Genomic DNA, 15,374 nt, shown 5'->3' on the forward strand with positions numbered 1-15,374 from the left:
TCGTTCTGTATTTCATAAAAAATATTGTCAAAAGGATTGAGTATTTGTACTAACTTTCGGGTATATGCTTCTAAATAAGTTTGAAAGCCCTCATTTTCCACTGTATAAATCTTCTGGATAGGAAGACTGGGCAAAGATTGTATATTGTTTTGAGGGTTTAATGGGGAAAGCGACCAAATATCGCTACCATAAATAGAAGAAAATAAATTAATTTCTACAATGACTTCATTATTTGCTGCTTCTTTGACAAAATCTACTAATCTATTAAAATAAGCCTGGTTCCAACGGTTCAGGTCATACTTGCCCTCTGCGGTTTTCTCCCAAGCACAAATGTACTGCTCATCAGTGGGGGACATAGTATTTCGCTGAATACCAAAGGCATTAGCAGGTTCTCTATGCGCCCCAACAAAAATGCGTATAATATTTTGTTGGTCTTGTCGCAAAGTAGCCAAGTACTTCTTATAGTCAAAGCCAAGATTCATCACTGCTCCATAATGCTCTCCAGAACCTATGAGCAAAGTTGGTTTTCCTTTGTAAACAAAGATATGAGGTTGCTGTGGGTGTAGTGATATAGGCTGCCCCTGCAAAAATCTGACAAGGCAGAAGCAAAGAAATAAAAAAGTTGCTTTTCTCATTTTCAATATGTTATGTTTGGGATACGGTTACTATTTTCTTTTTCTTATCGTCATCACTGCTGGGGTGCTGTTGGTAATGTCCACGCCCAAACGCCTACGTAAATCAGCCTCCTCGGCTCACAACTTATGATTTTCCTCTTCCAAAGCGACTAACTTAACAGGTAATTCTTGCAATAACTTACTTTACCAAAGCCTTTTGAAAGTTCCTTACAAAGAAACGGGCCCCATCGCCTAACATGTCTTTTTTAGTGTAATACTCTTTGTTAGGAAGTTTGTATTCTTTGGAAATTTTTTCTGTATTTAACTCGGCAAGTTTCCCTTCTACGTGTACTTGGATTGTTTTTTTAGTAAAATTAAAGTTCATTTGCACGAAAGACTGAGGTGAAGTTTTCCAAGCATAACTATTACCCTGTGCGTACAAAATCTTTACTCCATAATAGTCTTTGTTGCCTGATTTGTCCTCTACTCGTATTTCAGAGCTATACACCGTCTCTTCGTTAATAATATCTTCTCCCTTTGTTACCAAGCTGATAATCAAACTATAATGGTATTTTTTCATTTCAGTTAGCTGAAAAGCGTAGTTTTTTCCTTTGTAACTTAAAGTATCTCTAAAGTTGTTAGGGGCTTCCTCTGGGGATACGAAAATAGCTGTATTTTTCTTTCCTAACTGCACTACTGTTTGCCTCTTGGGGTCTGAGATAGCATAGTTTCCAAATACCTGATTATAATTGACTACTAAATATTGAACTGTATAATCGACAGCTTGGCTTTCATTAATACTTTCCCTTGCCAAGTCAATATTTAGCACATCAACAAGTTCTTGGGCTTCTTTCTTGGCTATAATACCTCTGTTGTCATGGGTCATTTTGTTTTGTGTGAGGTCAAAACCAACTTCTGCATAGCTTGTAGGGTCTGTTTTCCACTGCTCATTGACTTTTTCTGCGTAGAAAAAACGCACCTTGTATTGGCTACCTTGCTCAAGCGAGCCGTCTATGGTGGCAAAAGATTGGTAAATTAACTTTGGAGGATTGTTCTCCATAAGAACATTCATTTTGAAGTCATATCTCCCTTTTTGCTTAGTAGGACTAAGTATATATTCATATTGGTAATCTCCGTAATCTACTATCCCCTTAAAGTTGGACTGTGCAAAAGAGAAAATAGGTACAAACATCAATAAAATTGGAATTAAAAAAATGTTTTTCATAAGCGTATCGTTTTTAAGTGTTAGTATTTGGGCAATACATCTTTAAAAAGCCCATACTTCAGTAAAATATTTTGCTAAATCGCCTGTGATAATACTATTAATTTTTATCTGTGTTTCTAAAAGTTCCATCTGTTATTTTTATTCCTTTTTGCAAAGTTATAAAATCTCTCACGTCGACATTTTTTAAAATGATTTACAAAGCTACTTAATCAATCATAAAGCATAAATTTACCCAAACTATCCTAAGTAGCCAAAAAATTAAGATATACTAACAAAAAAAGCTATTTCCTTCCTTAAAAAAGTAATTTTGGTATTTTTTTAATGAAAAGTAAGTGTTATTTTTGTAAAAATAAAGCGGAAAAATGGCGCAAATAGAGCTTCCTCCAAAGTATTACTTGACAAATTTTTGGTATCTATTAGATTTTGTGCAAAAAAAATCCATGCCTCTTTTACAAGAGCGCGAATTGAATTTTATTCGTCTTTTCCAAACCCTTTCCGAAGATGCCCAATGCCTTTTTATCCGATTTGTCAATCGCAGAAAGATTTTCTTTAAAACCAAACAGCTACGCTACGCAGAAATCGCAGATATTCCTAATGCTCTTAATGAACTCATTGAAAAACAATTTATTAGTTCACTTTTGCCTGAGCAAGAGGACAAGATTTTATTTTTGTTGGAAATTTTCACAAAAAATGAACTCATGGACATCATCGGGCAAACAGGGGAAAAACCCAATAAACAAGCGAAAAAATCAGCTCTTACCTTGTGGATTTTGGAACATTTGCCTTTTCAGCAACTTATCCCAATCATTGCCCAAAAAGAGGAAATCATCAAGCAAGAGTTTGAGGCAGAAGTAGAGTTTTTGCTGTATTTATTCTTTGGGAACTTGGAAATGGACATGACACGCTTTGTGATTAGGGATTTGGGACACGTTCAGTATGAGCAGTTTAGCGAAGAAAAATATACCTCTTTTTTTAAAAGTCGCAAGGAAGCAGAGGACAAACTAAAAATGGAAAAAGCCTATCAGCATTTTGGCTTTCTTTCTGTACTTTACTCTGCTCAGGAGCTGTACGATTGGTTTATGTCCCAAATTGCATATTGGCAATACCTGCACGAATCCGCCCAAAGACTTTTTGACAAACTTTGCTTGGACTTAGGCAAGTTATTGGAAAAAAGTAAGTTAGACCAAGAGGCTTTGAAAGTCTATCAGTACACCAGCAAACCTCCTTCTATGGAAAGACAGGTACGACTGCTCTACAAATTGGGTTTTGAGCAGGAGGCTCTGATACTTTGTAAAAAATTAGAAATCAAGCCTTTGAGTCCAGAAGAAAAATTATTTGCCATAGATTTCAGAGAAAAATTAGAAAAGCAAAAGGGAAAATCTACCCGCACTACTACTCAATGGCTCAAACAAGCAGAGAGCATTAGCATAGATAGTTTTTTCCAAAGCAATGTAGAATTAGGCGCATTGGAACATTTTAAAAATCAGGGATTTGAAGGGCTTTTTACAGAAAACTATCTTTGGAATGCCTTGTTTGGGGTGCTGTTTTGGGACATTATTTTTGATGAAAACCAAGATGCCATCCACCACCCTTTTCAACTTGCTCCTTCGGATTTGATGCGGGAAGATTTTTGGGAAAAGAGGCAAGACAAACTCTTAGCAAGGACGGCAATTTTAGAAAATGAGGAAAGTTTTTTAACTCATATTCAGGAGATTATCACCTATAAACAAGGCAGAGCCAATCCCTTTGTATTTTGGCACGAAGACTTGTTATTTCACTTAACTAAATTATACGACTTGCTTGACTCTGACCAAATCGGGATAGTGCTACTCGAGATTGCTAAAAATATCAAGGAATATTCCAAAGGATTCCCTGATTTATTTATTTGGAACAGTGATACTTACTACTTTGTTGAGGTCAAATCCCCTAACGACCACCTCTCTGCCCATCAAGTTTTTTGGCTTTCGTTTTTCCAAGAGGTCGGCATCAATGCCAAAGTGTTAAGGGTAAGTTTCCTTTAAAAAACTTAGTGGTGGCATCGAGTAATTAAAATTACATAATGTCCTCTTTCTTACTTTTTATCCAACAAAAAACATTATTTTTGCCTATAATAAAAAACAATCTAAACTTATGCCTTATCAAGACCTTCAGATACATGGTGCAGTTGCCATGCACATACCAGAGTTGAATATTCCAAGAGTAGTAATTATCGGTGGTGGATTTGCAGGATTAAACCTTGCCAAGAGATTACTTGGTAAGGGATTGCAGATAGTCATGCTTGACCGCTATAATTATCATACTTTCCAACCTCTTCTTTATCAAGTAGCTACGGCAGGCTTAGAACCAGATTCTATTGCGGGACCTCTTAGAAAACTTTTTAAAGAAGAAGAAAATTTTTTCTTTCGCTTAGCTTTGGTACAAAAAATTATTCCTGAAAGTAATACCATAGAAACCTCTATCGGTAATTTGACTTATGATTATTTAGTGATTGCCACTGGGGCAAAAACCAATTACTTTGGCAATGAAAAGATTGCCAATGCAGTATTTCCGATGAAACAATTACCCCAAGCCCTTGACTTGCGCAGTCATATCTTGCAAAACTTTGAAAAAGCTACCTTAGTAAAAGATTATGACGAAAAGCAAAGTTTGATGGACTTTGTCATAGTAGGGGGAGGACCTACGGGGGTAGAACTGGCGGGGGCTTTGGGAGAGTTGAAGTTGCATGTGCTTCCATTGGACTATCCTGAGCTTGATTTTAGGCAAATGGACATACATTTGATAGATGGTAATGACCGCTTGCTAAAAGGAATGTCAGAAGTAGCAAGCAAAAAAGCATTAAAATATCTTGAAAGATTTAGCGTCAATGTATGGCTAAATACCACAGTAACAGACTACGACGGGCGCGAGGTAACGCTAAGTAATGGAAAAAAAATCATCACCAGAACAGTGATTTGGGCAGCAGGCATCATAGGCAATTTGATTGAGGGAATCCCTAAAGAAGCTATCACACGAGGTAATCGTATTTTAACCAATGAGTATAACCAAGTGGTAGGTTTTGAAAATATTTTCGCCATCGGTGATATTGCTTTTACCAAATCAGAAAAATATCCTAATGGACACCCACAAGTAGCCCAAGTAGCTATCCAACAAGGCAAAACATTAGCAAAAAACCTGATTAGCATGATAAAGAAAAAAGGAAAAATGAAGCCTTTTGAATACAAAGACTTAGGAAGCATGGCGACCGTTGGGCGAAATAGAGCGGTAGTGGACTTGCCCAAATGGAAGTTTCAAGGAATGTTTGCTTGGTTTGTATGGCTTTTTGTTCACTTAATAGCTATTGTTGGCTTTCGAAACAAGATTATCATTTTGTTAAATTGGTTTTGGAATTATTTCACTTATGACCGTGCAACCAGATTGATTATCAGACCGTTTTTTAGAGAGAAGATGCAAAATATGTCTGACAGCTATTTTAAGTAAATAATTCATTTTAACCAAGTTAAACTATGAAAACTTTATTCAAAAATCTTTATGTAGTTTTCTTATTTGTCTTGCTGACTTCTTGTGAAAAGAAGGAAAATATCGCTACTGCAAATGTAAGTCTTAATTTTGCTAATTTAATGAATAACAGCCCTTTGCTGTTAGAAAATACTACCTATACTACGGCTTTGGGAGGAAGGTTTACGGTCAGTGAATTGAAGTATTATATTAGCAACATCAAGTTGATAAATTCGCAAACAGGAAAAGTATTTACCGAACCTGACAGTTATCACCTCATAGAACGCAAATCAGATACGCACATAGACGAGGTTGTGATTAAAAATGTAACCTTAGGCAAATACGACCAAATAGAGTTTGCCGTAGGCATAGACAAACCCCGCAACTTATCTACTGACCAAGTAGGGGACTTAGACCCCAGCAATAATATGGCTTGGGATTGGAAAACTGGCTATAAGTTTTTACTTTTGGAAGGCAATGTGTTCCTCTCTACAGGAGAACGCAGAGGACTTGTTTATCACGTAGGGGCTGATGAAAACTATCGTACTATCCTCTTGAATTTTCCTTCTGTAGAAAATCTTAAAGTTGAGGAAGGCAAAACCCCTACTATCAATATCAGCGTAGAAATTGCGAAACTTTTTAACTCTCCCAATCGCATTGATATTGAGCAGCATAGGACAGTAATGTTTAGTGAAGTAGCTGGTAAAGTAGCTGATAATTATGCTACTATGTTTAGTATAGAAAAGGTAGGACTGTAAAAAATATTTTGAAAAAACTTGTTTCCATATTGCTTGTGGTTATTTTCTTCTATCATTGGATTGGTTTTTGGCTTACTTTCAGATACCGTCAATACCAAATCAAAGAAAGTATGTGGGAAAATATCGCAAGCAATTCCCAATTTTATACTCAATCTACTTTAATCAAACTTAGCCTCCACGAACAACAAAAGAACCCTCACTTCCGTTGGGAAGAGCAAGGGAAAGAATTTGTTTACAACAATCAATGGTATGATGTAGTAAAAATGCTTGTAAAACATGATACCACTTATTTTTACTGTGAGCATGATATAGACGAGGAGATTTTTGTCAATAGCTTTAAAAACAATCAGCAAAAAGAGTTAGAAACTAAGAAAACAAACTTGCATAAGCCGTTGCTTATAGAAGGCTATTTCCCTGAAAGCATTTATCATACTGTTTATCTTTTTGAAAGTCAAGTTTTTTTGCCCCCCTTTGTTTTAACTTCATACTACCAAATTTTTACTGATATTCCCTCACCACCGCCTCAGTTTTCATAAAATAACCCTGTCGTTAGTAAAATTTAGTACTATCTGTATTCCACTAAACAAATGGGAAAAGTGGGATTACTTTACTATACTCAAAAAATTCATTACACTTAACTCAGATTTTACAGATGAAAAAATACTTATACAAAAAACTTTTTTTTGTACTTCTTTGCTTATGTCCGCTCACTTTACTTGGGCAGACCTTAGTAGTCAAAGATAAAAACACTGATTTGCCTGTGGAGAATGTACTTATTCAAAATCATGCTTCCTCGAAAGTAGTCATGTCTAATAGCAAGGGGCAAGCAGATATTTCTGCATTCAGAGAGGTGGAGAAAATAGAAATCAGACGACTGGGGTACAAGACAGAGGTAGTCTCTTATTCTACTCTTGAGCAGGCGGGTTTTGTGGTGTTGCTAACTGAGGCAAATGTTTCACTTGACCAAGTAGTCATAGCGGCTACTCGCTGGAGTCAGAGCAAGTTAGATGTGCCTTCCCGCATTATTAGCGTAAGTGCTACGGACATAGCCTTGCAAAATCCACAAACAACGGCAGATTTACTGGGCGTTTCAGGCGAAGTTTTTGTCCAGAAAAGTCAGCAAGGCGGAGGTAGTCCTATGATTCGCGGTTTTGCCACCAATCGCTTGCTTTACTCGGTGGACGGAGTACGCATGAATACTGCCATTTTTCGCAGTGGAAATATCCAAAACGTGATTTCTCTCGACCCATTTGCTATGGAAAATGTGCAAGTACTATTTGGCACAGGTTCTATCATTTACGGCAGTGATGCGCTTGGCGGGGTCATGAGCTTTCAAACTCTTACTCCTCAATTCAGTACAGAAAAAAAACCTTTGACTACAGGAAAAGCAGTTATGCGTTATTCCTCTGCCAATAACGAAAAAACAGGACATTTTGACCTCAATATTGGTTGGAGAAAATGGGCTTTAGTGAGTAGTTTCTCCAGCAATGACTTTGGAGATTTGCGTATGGGAACGAACGGGCAAAAAGAGTATTTGAGAACCAACTACGTACAGCGTCAAGGCAATACAGACGTAGTCATTACTAATGAAGACCCCTTAGTTCAGAAACCCTCAGGCTATAAGCAAATTAACTTGATGCAGAAAATTCGCTTTCGCCCTACGGAAAAATGGGACTTTCAGTATGCCTTTCATTACTCTGCTACTACCAGCTATTCTCGCTATGATAGACTTTTGCGTCTGCGAAGTGGGCAGCCGAGAAGTGCAGAATGGAATTACGGTCCTCAGATTTGGATGATGAACCATTTGAATATCACGCACTATGGCGATAATAAGTTGTACGACCAGATGAGTATTCGCTTAGCTGGTCAGTTTCTCGAGGAGAGTAGGATAGAGCGAGATTTGAACCGACCTACTCGTTTCATTAAAGTAGAAAAAGTTAAAGCCTATTCTGCTAACTTTGACTTTGTCAAGACCGTAGATAAGCATAAATTTTTCTATGGTGCCGAGGCAGTAATTAACGATGTCGAGTCTTTCGGTACAGATGAAAATATCACTAACAATACAATGGTCTTAGGGGCTTCTCGCTATCCCAATGCCCAGTGGTCATCTTATGCCGCTTACTTGAATTATCAGTTTAGGGCTTCGGAAAAACTACTTTTGCAAGGAGGGGGACGCTACAATCAATTTGGCATAGAGGCAGATTTTACCAACAACCTGCCTTTTTATCCTTTCCCATTCTCTAAGGCAAATCTAAGCAATGGTGCTTTGACAGGGAGTTTGGGCTTAGTTTATAACCCCAGCCCTGAGTGGTCTATTCACCTGAACGGGGCTACAGGCTTTCGCTCCCCTAATGTGGACGACATAGGTAAAGTATTTGACTCGCAACCAGGGTCAGTAGTTGTTCCTAACCCAGACTTGAAGGCAGAATATGCCTATAATGCAGAAATAGGCATTGCTAAGGTCTTGGGAGAGGTAGTCAAAATAGATGTAACTGCCTACTATACTTTGCTTAATAATGCTTTAGTAAGGCGTAATTTTACCTTGAATGGACAAGACAGCATCGTTTACAACAATACAAAGAGTAGAGTACAAGCGATTCAAAATGCAGCAAAGGCAAGTGTCTATGGAGTGCAAGCAAGTCTTGAAATCAAAACATCTTCGGGCTTTGGTTTCTTCTCTCAGTTCAACTACCAAAAAGGAGAAGAAGAATTGGACAATGAAAGCACCAGCCCTTTGCGACATGCGGCACCTTGGTTTGGCATAACCCGCCTAAGCTATACTATCCCTAAACTGAACGTCCAGTTTTATGCTATGTACAGCGGAGAAGTAAGCTATGAAAACCTCTCGGCAGAAGGTAGAGCCAACGATTTCATTTTTGCTATAGATGCTAACGGCAGACCTTACTCGCCAAGTTGGCTGACTTTGAACTTCAAGACACTGTACCAACTTAATGAAAACTTATCGTTGAGTGCAGGTATAGAAAACCTGACTGATTTGCGCTATCGCCCGTATAGCTCTGGCATAGTGGCACCGGGTAGGAATTTTATCCTTGCTTTGAGAGCAAATTTTTAACAAAAGTACTCCATCAAGCCCTTACAGGACACTATGCCTTGTAAAGGCTTGATTTTGGGGTTATCTTTTTTTACTTAAACTCTGAAAGCAAAGTATAACCCACCAGTTTGCCTTTGTCATCATAGCTCTCTTCCTTGACCATGCCGTAGTTTTTAGCATACCAAATTATACTTTTGATATTAACTTTCTTGCCTAATAATCCTGTAGTTTCTGTTGTATAGGATACTTTGTAACATTCAAAAGTTCCCGCAGGAGTAGTAACTGACTCTTTAGCTTCTACTTTGCGGTCTTTGATGCTGATTTGACGATTAAAGAGGTTCATCACTCCCATAGTGGCTTTTACGCCATAGTTTACGTTGTTGAGTACTTGTCCTACTTCTAAGTTTGCAGGAAGGTCAAGTTCATCACCTGTAACCTCTACTTTCATATCCGTATTTTTCATGTCAGGCATATCTCTCATCGCAAGGTTTTTCATATCAAACTTGATAACTCCATTTTCACAGCGAATGACGAATGTGCCTTCACTCAATTTTTTATTTTTTTCATCATAGCTTTCTGACTGCATGGTCATATTAAAAGTATTGCTGCTTTGGCTTAGTGAAAGACATTTTTGTTTGGTAGAGGCTACTAATTTGTTCTTGGCATTAAAGTTCTGTAAGGTAAAGGAAGTTCCTTCTTTAAAGTTGTAAAAACTGTTACAGTCTTGGGCAAAACTTATGCTACTAAATAAGCTAATAATAAATAAAAAAAGCGACTTTCTCATTGTTGATTTTTTTTAGTACAAAGATTAAAATACTCGATGTAGTTAGTTTTAGGAAAGTTATTTTGATGTGATACTATTCTCCAATAAAACTACTTTAACAATTTTTAATCCAGATATAGATATGATGTAAGATTTTATTAAAAAAACGAGAAGTATTTGTAAAAAATTATCCTAAAAATTTGTAAAATATGCCTTTTTCTGTAAGTTTGATAGAGTTTTTACAAAAAATTCATGTACAATTCAAACCTACTTAATTTTTTTAAACCAAAACGCATAAATATTATGAACAAGTTTGAGGAACTTAAAAATTTAGTGATGTCTTTAGAGGCGGACTTCTCGAAGTTTTACGAGAAGAATAATCAAACCGCAGGCACGCGTATTCGTAAGGGAATGCAAGATTTGAAAGCAATGGCTCAGGATATTAGAGTAGAGGTACAAGAAATCAAAAACAAGGAAGAGGCAAAAAAGAAATAAGCATATCGACTTTGAGAAATACTCTATGGCAAACTAAAAAAGTTCCACTTTGAATTAAAAGGTGGAACTTTTCCAATTTTAAAACACAAACTATGCGACATCAATTTGCTATACTACATATTTTGCAATATTTTCAACTGTGCTTTTAATGATTCTAATTCTTTGGTGGCTTCCTCTATCTTGCTGTTAAACTCTACTCTGAGCTTATCAGCTGTTTTTGATTGAGCAAAGAACTCCAAATTATTTTTCCACAAAGCAATATCATTTTCTATATTATTGATTCGCTTGCGAAGGGTTTGTTCTTTGCGAATCATTTTTCGGTCAGAACCTCCTGCATTACCCATCAGTTTGATTTGAGCGGCAAATCTTTGCTTTTCTTTTTCTTCTCCACTTACAGGCATTGCATTGATAAAAGCATCTATGGCTTTAGTAATTCTTTCTTGAATACTATTCATTGCCTTTCGAGGTACAAAGCCAATCTCCAACCAAGCGTCTAACTGCTCCATAAGTTTATCTACATTGCTTTCCTTTGCTTTCGCCATTTTCTCTATGGCTTCGCATATTTCCTTCTTCTTGGCTAAGTTTGCCTCAAACTCTTGGTCTTGTGAGGATTTGCGATTGCGCTTGCGATTAAAAAAGTAATCACAAGCATTCTTAAATCTTTCATAAATAGCATCTCGCTGTGCCTCTGGCACGGGTCCTATTTCCTTCCAATCCTCTTGTAGTTTTTTCAACAAATCAGAAGTTTCCTCCCACTCAGTACTTTCTTTGACGGCTTCAGCCTGCTCGCATAAAGCTATTTTGGCTTTCAGGTTTTCTTCTCTTTGCTTTTCTAATTTTTCAAAAAAACGACCTTTGTTATTAAAGAAAGTCTTAAAATTGCTCCAAAACTGCTTGTTAATATCTTTGGCAACTTCGCGAGGGGCAGGACCTATTTTGTCCCATTCTTCTTGTAAAGCCAAAATTTCCTTAGTTTTCTGATTCCAGTCTGCTATTCTATCTGAGTTAAACTCTGGAAAACTCTCTATCTTTAGGCAAAGTGCTTGTTTGAGTTTCATATTCTCTTCCAAGCGTTTCTTTACATTGTCTAAGAAATTTCGCTTTTTATCGTAAAGTTTGTCCGAAGCGGCTTTAAAACGCTGCCATAGAGCCTCTTGTTCTTCTCTGGGTACATGACCGATAGAGCGGTACTCCTCATGCAACTTGTTTAACTGACTAATAGCTTCATTAATATTGGAAAACTCCAACAAAGCCTCTGCCTTTTTGCAGATTTCAGTCTTTGCTTCTAAGTTTTTCTTTCTATCTAACTCAACAAGTTGATTGTCTATGTTTTTCTGACTATAAAAACGGTCAAGCAGGGCGTTGTAGGTTTCGTAGAGCTGCTCTGTTTCTGTTGGAGGAACAGCCCCTGTTTCTTTCCATTTTTTTTGGAGTTCTTTGAGATGTTCTATGGACTGCTTGGTCGTATCTCCTGTCTCTACAATCGCCTTTATTTGCTTGATAATGTCGTTTTTAACTTCTAAGTTCTTTTGTCTTTTCTTATCTTGCTCTGCAAAATATTTTGCTTTTTTCTCTTTTAATGCTTTATAATTAGCGTAAAAAGCCTCAATAATGCTATCTTGCTTGTACTGGAAACCATCTTCTTCCCCGCCTGCTTCCAAATACCTCTTTAGTTGCTCTTCTCTTGCCTCGCGATTGATTCTATCTATTTCTGCTTTAAGCTGGCGCAACACGCTGTCAATCTTACGAAAACTTGTTTCTTTGAATAATGCCTCACTCTCAGCAAGAAGCTGCTCCTTAGTCAAATGAGAAAAATCTTTTTCCTCCTCTTCGCTGAGTTCATTTTCCTCTTCGTTATCCTCAACCGTATTTTCTAAGGTACTGTCTGGAGATATTTCGCTGACAATAGCTAAGGTTTCCTGCTCCTCACTCGTTGGCACATTGGTTTCAGCAAAGGGCATATCATTGTTATTTTCTACTTCGTTATTCATTTCCTGCTCGCTTGCTAAAATCTGCTCGCTTTCATGCACATTGATTTCGTTATCTACCATATTCATTGATTCAAGATGATATTCGTAAAACTGACTTTTAAAACAATACGTAAGGATAATTGTTTACGCATTGTACCGTAAAACATTAAAATATAGGTTTAAAATATTGTGTTTTAAAATTTGAGAGGCAAAGATAAGCAATAGAATTGAATTTAAAAAAATTTGCAAGCAAATAACTATGTATAATTTGCAAAATGAGAGATGAGGCTTTTAGTTTAGTCTGGGGTCATCAGGAAAACTTGCAAAGACTTTGTATTTGCCTCCCATAGTACGAAGGAGGCTACGCCAAAGTTCCTCAGGCGGAATTTGGAAAATTTGTTTAAGGTTTGTTTTAGCAATAATCCATGAGTTCTGCTCCAGTTCAGTTTTTAGTTGATTTTTCCCCCAACCACTGTAACCCATGAAGAAACGACAATTTCCACTATTCACCATGCCACTCTCAGCATACAGCCGTAACTGCTCAAAATCTCCCCCCCAATACACTCCATTTTTCAAAGGAATAGCATCTCGGATAGTATCAAAAGTATGGATAAAGTGCAAGGTATTCTGCTCCACAGGACCTCCCAAAAACACGCTGTTATGAGCTGCCTCTACCTCTATGACTTCGGCTACCTGTAATTCGGTAGGTTTATTGAGGATAAAACCGAAAGAGCCAGATTCTACTTTATGCTCACAAATGAGTACTACAGACCTTTCAAAGTTAGGGTCGGGAAGGAAAGGCTCAGAAATAAGCAAATAGCCTGCCTCCACTTTCAAATCAGCATTTAAGTTCTTGCTAAGTCCCTCTATCATAGATTCTGTTTTGATGAGTTTTTTGAAAGTATAAAAATACGTATTTTCAAAATAAAGTAAAATTTGGGAAAAATAAAAATAGAAAAACCTTGTAGAAAGTTAATTCTTTTTCTGCTAAATAAGCAACTATAATATGTACGGCATAGTTTGATGAAATGTAATTTAAACAAAAAAATTCAAGCATTTTAAGATATATTCTCTTATCTTGCCAACTTTACTCCATGCAAGTAAAGTAAATCTTGTATGCTACGAACTCAACGGATTATGGACGTGATGAAAGAAAAAAAATATATTTATCTCCAAAGTACAACCTCAATACCTCATTTTTATCTGAGCAAGCCTCGACTGCCCCAAGAAAAATACATATATGATTATACCTACTACTACGACTGGTTGAGGCAGAGGGAGAATGTGTTAGCCGAGTATCACCTCTCTACTAACAGCCGCCTTATTTTGACTAATAAAGTACTTTGTATCAAAACAGCTAACAAGGCTTGGGGGGAGAGTGTAAAAATCCTTCCTTTAAGGCAAATCAATGATGTAGAAACGCATTTTCAAAGACTCCTGCTTCCCCTTATCATAGGGGGCATAGTAGCTCCTTTGTCCATGATAGGCTTTTTTTTGCATATTACTACTTCTATGTGGTTAAGTTTTGCGCTAAGTATCTCAGGAATTTTTCTGATGTACTACGGCTGGGTAGGAGCTTATCAACTAAAAATTACGGCTTATCAGTCCCTCCAATTCAACTATTTTATAGACTTCAAGTCGGCAAAGTTAGATGAGTTCATGGACAAAGTCCAAAAATTGCTTAGTCTGCAAAAAGAAAAATATGAATTAGGTTAAGACCTCAAAATAATAATCTTATTGATTTACTTTTTTTTATTTAACTTTGCTTACTTAACTTTGACCCTTCCAAAACGATTCTTTTATGATAAATATTCAAAAACAACTTTTTCTCTCTTTTCTTATTGCCTTGTTTGTTTTTGCTTGTAAAAGCACTGAAAATCAAACCATAGATAACTCAAATAAGAGAAATATAGCCCAAAATACTTCTGATGACCCCTTAGCGACTCGTATCTTGGACGAGGTAGCCGTAGATACTACCGAAAAAGTAGAAGACATACCCCTTTGGGTTACTCAAAAAGGGGAATACAACCCTGAGAGAACAAGAAAATTCCGATTGATACACACCAAGTTAGAAGTAAGTTTTGATTGGCAAAAGCAATACTTGCATGGAACGGCTACCTTAACCATGTCCCCGTATTTCTATCCACAAGACTCCGTAGAATTAGATGCCAAAGGCTTTGATATTCAAAAAGTTGAATCGGTAGAGGGCAAGTCCTCACAAGCATTAAAATATCAGTATGACAGCAAAAAACTCAAAATAGCCTTACAGAAAAAATATACGAAAAATGAAAAATTAAACCTTAGAATTGTCTATACTGCCAAGCCCAATGAATTAGAGGTCAAAGGCAGTGCCGCCATTACACAGGACAAAGGGCTTTATTTTATCAACCCTTTGGGTCAGGAAAAAAATAAACCTCAACAAATCTGGACGCAGGGAGAAACAGAGGCAAACTCTTGCTGGTTTCCTACTTTTGATGCCCCAAATGTGAAAACTACCCAAGAAGTATTTATTACCGTTGATAAACAATATGTTACCTTGTCTAATGGAAGGCTTTTAAGTTCTAAGAACAATCCTGATGGCACGCGTACTGACCACTGGCTACAGGACAAGCCTCATGCGCCTTACCTTTTCATGATGGCGATTGGTAAATAACGTGAGTTATTGAGGTAATTGCTTAAAAGTCAATTTTTTATGATAAAAAATGTTCAATATTAATAAATATAGTATATTTGAAAATTACACTAATCAAAGAATACTATGTACTTAATATTGAACACAACAAAACTAATAGAAATTTACATTACTTGTGATGACTTTGCTAAAAAATTTGAACAGTATCAATTAAGTCAAGGACAAGTTGTACCACAAGAAAAAATGTCTTGTTCAGAAATCATGGCAATTGTGATTTATTATCATATATCAGGCATGAAATGTTTCAAATATTACTATCAAAGTATTATTAAAGGCTATCTAAAATCTTATTTTCCAAACAGTTATACGT

12 protein-coding genes and 2 pseudogenes are annotated in these 15,374 nt (G+C 36.7%); 9 read left to right on the plus strand and 5 right to left on the minus strand.

The window, feature by feature from the left end:
- Positions 1 to 635 (minus strand): annotated as a pseudogene (locus BM141_RS20705) (hypothetical protein); the annotation flags it as partial.
- 178 nt (positions 636 to 813) lie between these two features.
- Positions 814 to 1,839: a hypothetical protein gene (locus BM141_RS20710; RefSeq protein ID WP_091549369.1), complete on the minus strand. Its 1,026-nt coding sequence runs from the start codon at positions 1,837 to 1,839 to the stop codon at positions 814 to 816.
- A gap of 362 nt (positions 1,840 to 2,201) precedes the next feature.
- Here BM141_RS20710 and BM141_RS20715 point away from each other — a divergent pair, with 362 nt between their 5' ends.
- From BM141_RS20715 to BM141_RS20735, 5 genes are all read left to right on the plus strand, one after another.
- Positions 2,202 to 3,860, plus strand: a complete 1,659-nt coding sequence (locus tag BM141_RS20715; RefSeq protein ID WP_091549370.1) for a VRR-NUC domain-containing protein — start codon at positions 2,202 to 2,204, stop codon at positions 3,858 to 3,860.
- A gap of 109 nt (positions 3,861 to 3,969) precedes the next feature.
- Positions 3,970 to 5,316: an NAD(P)/FAD-dependent oxidoreductase gene (locus BM141_RS20720; protein WP_221407724.1), complete on the plus strand. Its 1,347-nt coding sequence runs from the start codon at positions 3,970 to 3,972 to the stop codon at positions 5,314 to 5,316.
- Positions 5,317 to 5,342: 26 nt separating this feature from the next.
- Positions 5,343 to 6,092 (plus strand): MbnP family protein, encoded by a 750-nt coding sequence (locus BM141_RS20725; protein WP_091549371.1) that lies wholly within the window; start codon positions 5,343 to 5,345, stop codon positions 6,090 to 6,092.
- Between the two features lie 8 nt (positions 6,093 to 6,100).
- Positions 6,101 to 6,628 (plus strand): hypothetical protein, encoded by a 528-nt coding sequence (locus BM141_RS20730; RefSeq protein ID WP_091549372.1) that lies wholly within the window; start codon positions 6,101 to 6,103, stop codon positions 6,626 to 6,628.
- Positions 6,629 to 6,744: 116 nt separating this feature from the next.
- Positions 6,745 to 9,165 (plus strand): TonB-dependent receptor, encoded by a 2,421-nt coding sequence (locus BM141_RS20735; protein ID WP_091549373.1) that lies wholly within the window; start codon positions 6,745 to 6,747, stop codon positions 9,163 to 9,165.
- A gap of 70 nt (positions 9,166 to 9,235) precedes the next feature.
- On the opposite strand, the gene BM141_RS20740 is transcribed toward BM141_RS20735, so the two are convergent.
- Positions 9,236 to 9,928 (minus strand): TapB family protein, encoded by a 693-nt coding sequence (locus BM141_RS20740; RefSeq protein ID WP_091549374.1) that lies wholly within the window; start codon positions 9,926 to 9,928, stop codon positions 9,236 to 9,238.
- A gap of 282 nt (positions 9,929 to 10,210) precedes the next feature.
- Here BM141_RS20740 and BM141_RS20745 point away from each other — a divergent pair, with 282 nt between their 5' ends.
- Positions 10,211 to 10,402, plus strand: a complete 192-nt coding sequence (locus BM141_RS20745; protein ID WP_091549380.1) for a histone H1 — start codon at positions 10,211 to 10,213, stop codon at positions 10,400 to 10,402.
- A gap of 113 nt (positions 10,403 to 10,515) precedes the next feature.
- Here the strand turns inward: BM141_RS20745 and BM141_RS20750 are convergent, their stop codons facing one another.
- Positions 10,516 to 12,459: a DUF349 domain-containing protein gene (locus BM141_RS20750; RefSeq protein WP_091549375.1), complete on the minus strand. Its 1,944-nt coding sequence runs from the start codon at positions 12,457 to 12,459 to the stop codon at positions 10,516 to 10,518.
- A 204-nt stretch (positions 12,460 to 12,663) separates the two neighbouring features.
- Positions 12,664 to 13,245, minus strand: a complete 582-nt coding sequence (locus BM141_RS20755) for a YqgE/AlgH family protein (protein ID WP_091549376.1) — start codon at positions 13,243 to 13,245, stop codon at positions 12,664 to 12,666.
- A gap of 243 nt (positions 13,246 to 13,488) precedes the next feature.
- On the opposite strand from BM141_RS20755, the gene BM141_RS20760 reads away from it, so the two are divergent.
- The 3 genes and pseudogenes from BM141_RS20760 to BM141_RS23220 all read left to right on the plus strand — a co-directional run.
- Positions 13,489 to 14,088 (plus strand): hypothetical protein, encoded by a 600-nt coding sequence (locus BM141_RS20760; protein ID WP_143091042.1) that lies wholly within the window; start codon positions 13,489 to 13,491, stop codon positions 14,086 to 14,088.
- Between the two features lie 85 nt (positions 14,089 to 14,173).
- A complete protein-coding gene (locus BM141_RS20765; RefSeq protein WP_091549378.1) occupies positions 14,174 to 15,025 on the plus strand; it encodes a M1 family metallopeptidase in 852 nt (283 codons plus the stop codon).
- Between the two features lie 105 nt (positions 15,026 to 15,130).
- Positions 15,131 to 15,374, plus strand: a pseudogene (locus BM141_RS23220) (IS982 family transposase); the annotation flags it as partial.

This window comes from Thermoflexibacter ruber (assembly GCF_900113045.1).
GTDB classification, from domain to species: domain Bacteria; phylum Bacteroidota; class Bacteroidia; order Cytophagales; family Thermoflexibacteraceae; genus Thermoflexibacter; species Thermoflexibacter ruber.

Coding starts and splice junctions, on each gene's coding strand:
- BM141_RS20755 (WP_091549376.1), bottom strand. CDS start 13,245: ATGATAGAGGGACTTAGCAAGAACTTAAATGCTGATTTGAAAGTGGAG.
- BM141_RS20740 (WP_091549374.1), bottom strand. CDS start 9,928: ATGAGAAAGTCGCTTTTTTTATTTATTATTAGCTTATTTAGTAGCATA.
- BM141_RS20710 (WP_091549369.1), bottom strand. CDS start 1,839: ATGAAAAACATTTTTTTAATTCCAATTTTATTGATGTTTGTACCTATT.
- BM141_RS20760 (WP_143091042.1), top strand. CDS start 13,489: ATGCTACGAACTCAACGGATTATGGACGTGATGAAAGAAAAAAAATAT.
- BM141_RS20720 (WP_221407724.1), top strand. CDS start 3,970: ATGCCTTATCAAGACCTTCAGATACATGGTGCAGTTGCCATGCACATA.
- BM141_RS20715 (WP_091549370.1), top strand. CDS start 2,202: ATGGCGCAAATAGAGCTTCCTCCAAAGTATTACTTGACAAATTTTTGG.
- BM141_RS20750 (WP_091549375.1), bottom strand. CDS start 12,459: ATGAATATGGTAGATAACGAAATCAATGTGCATGAAAGCGAGCAGATT.
- BM141_RS20725 (WP_091549371.1), top strand. CDS start 5,343: ATGAAAACTTTATTCAAAAATCTTTATGTAGTTTTCTTATTTGTCTTG.
- BM141_RS20765 (WP_091549378.1), top strand. CDS start 14,174: ATGATAAATATTCAAAAACAACTTTTTCTCTCTTTTCTTATTGCCTTG.
- BM141_RS20745 (WP_091549380.1), top strand. CDS start 10,211: ATGAACAAGTTTGAGGAACTTAAAAATTTAGTGATGTCTTTAGAGGCG.
- BM141_RS20735 (WP_091549373.1), top strand. CDS start 6,745: ATGAAAAAATACTTATACAAAAAACTTTTTTTTGTACTTCTTTGCTTA.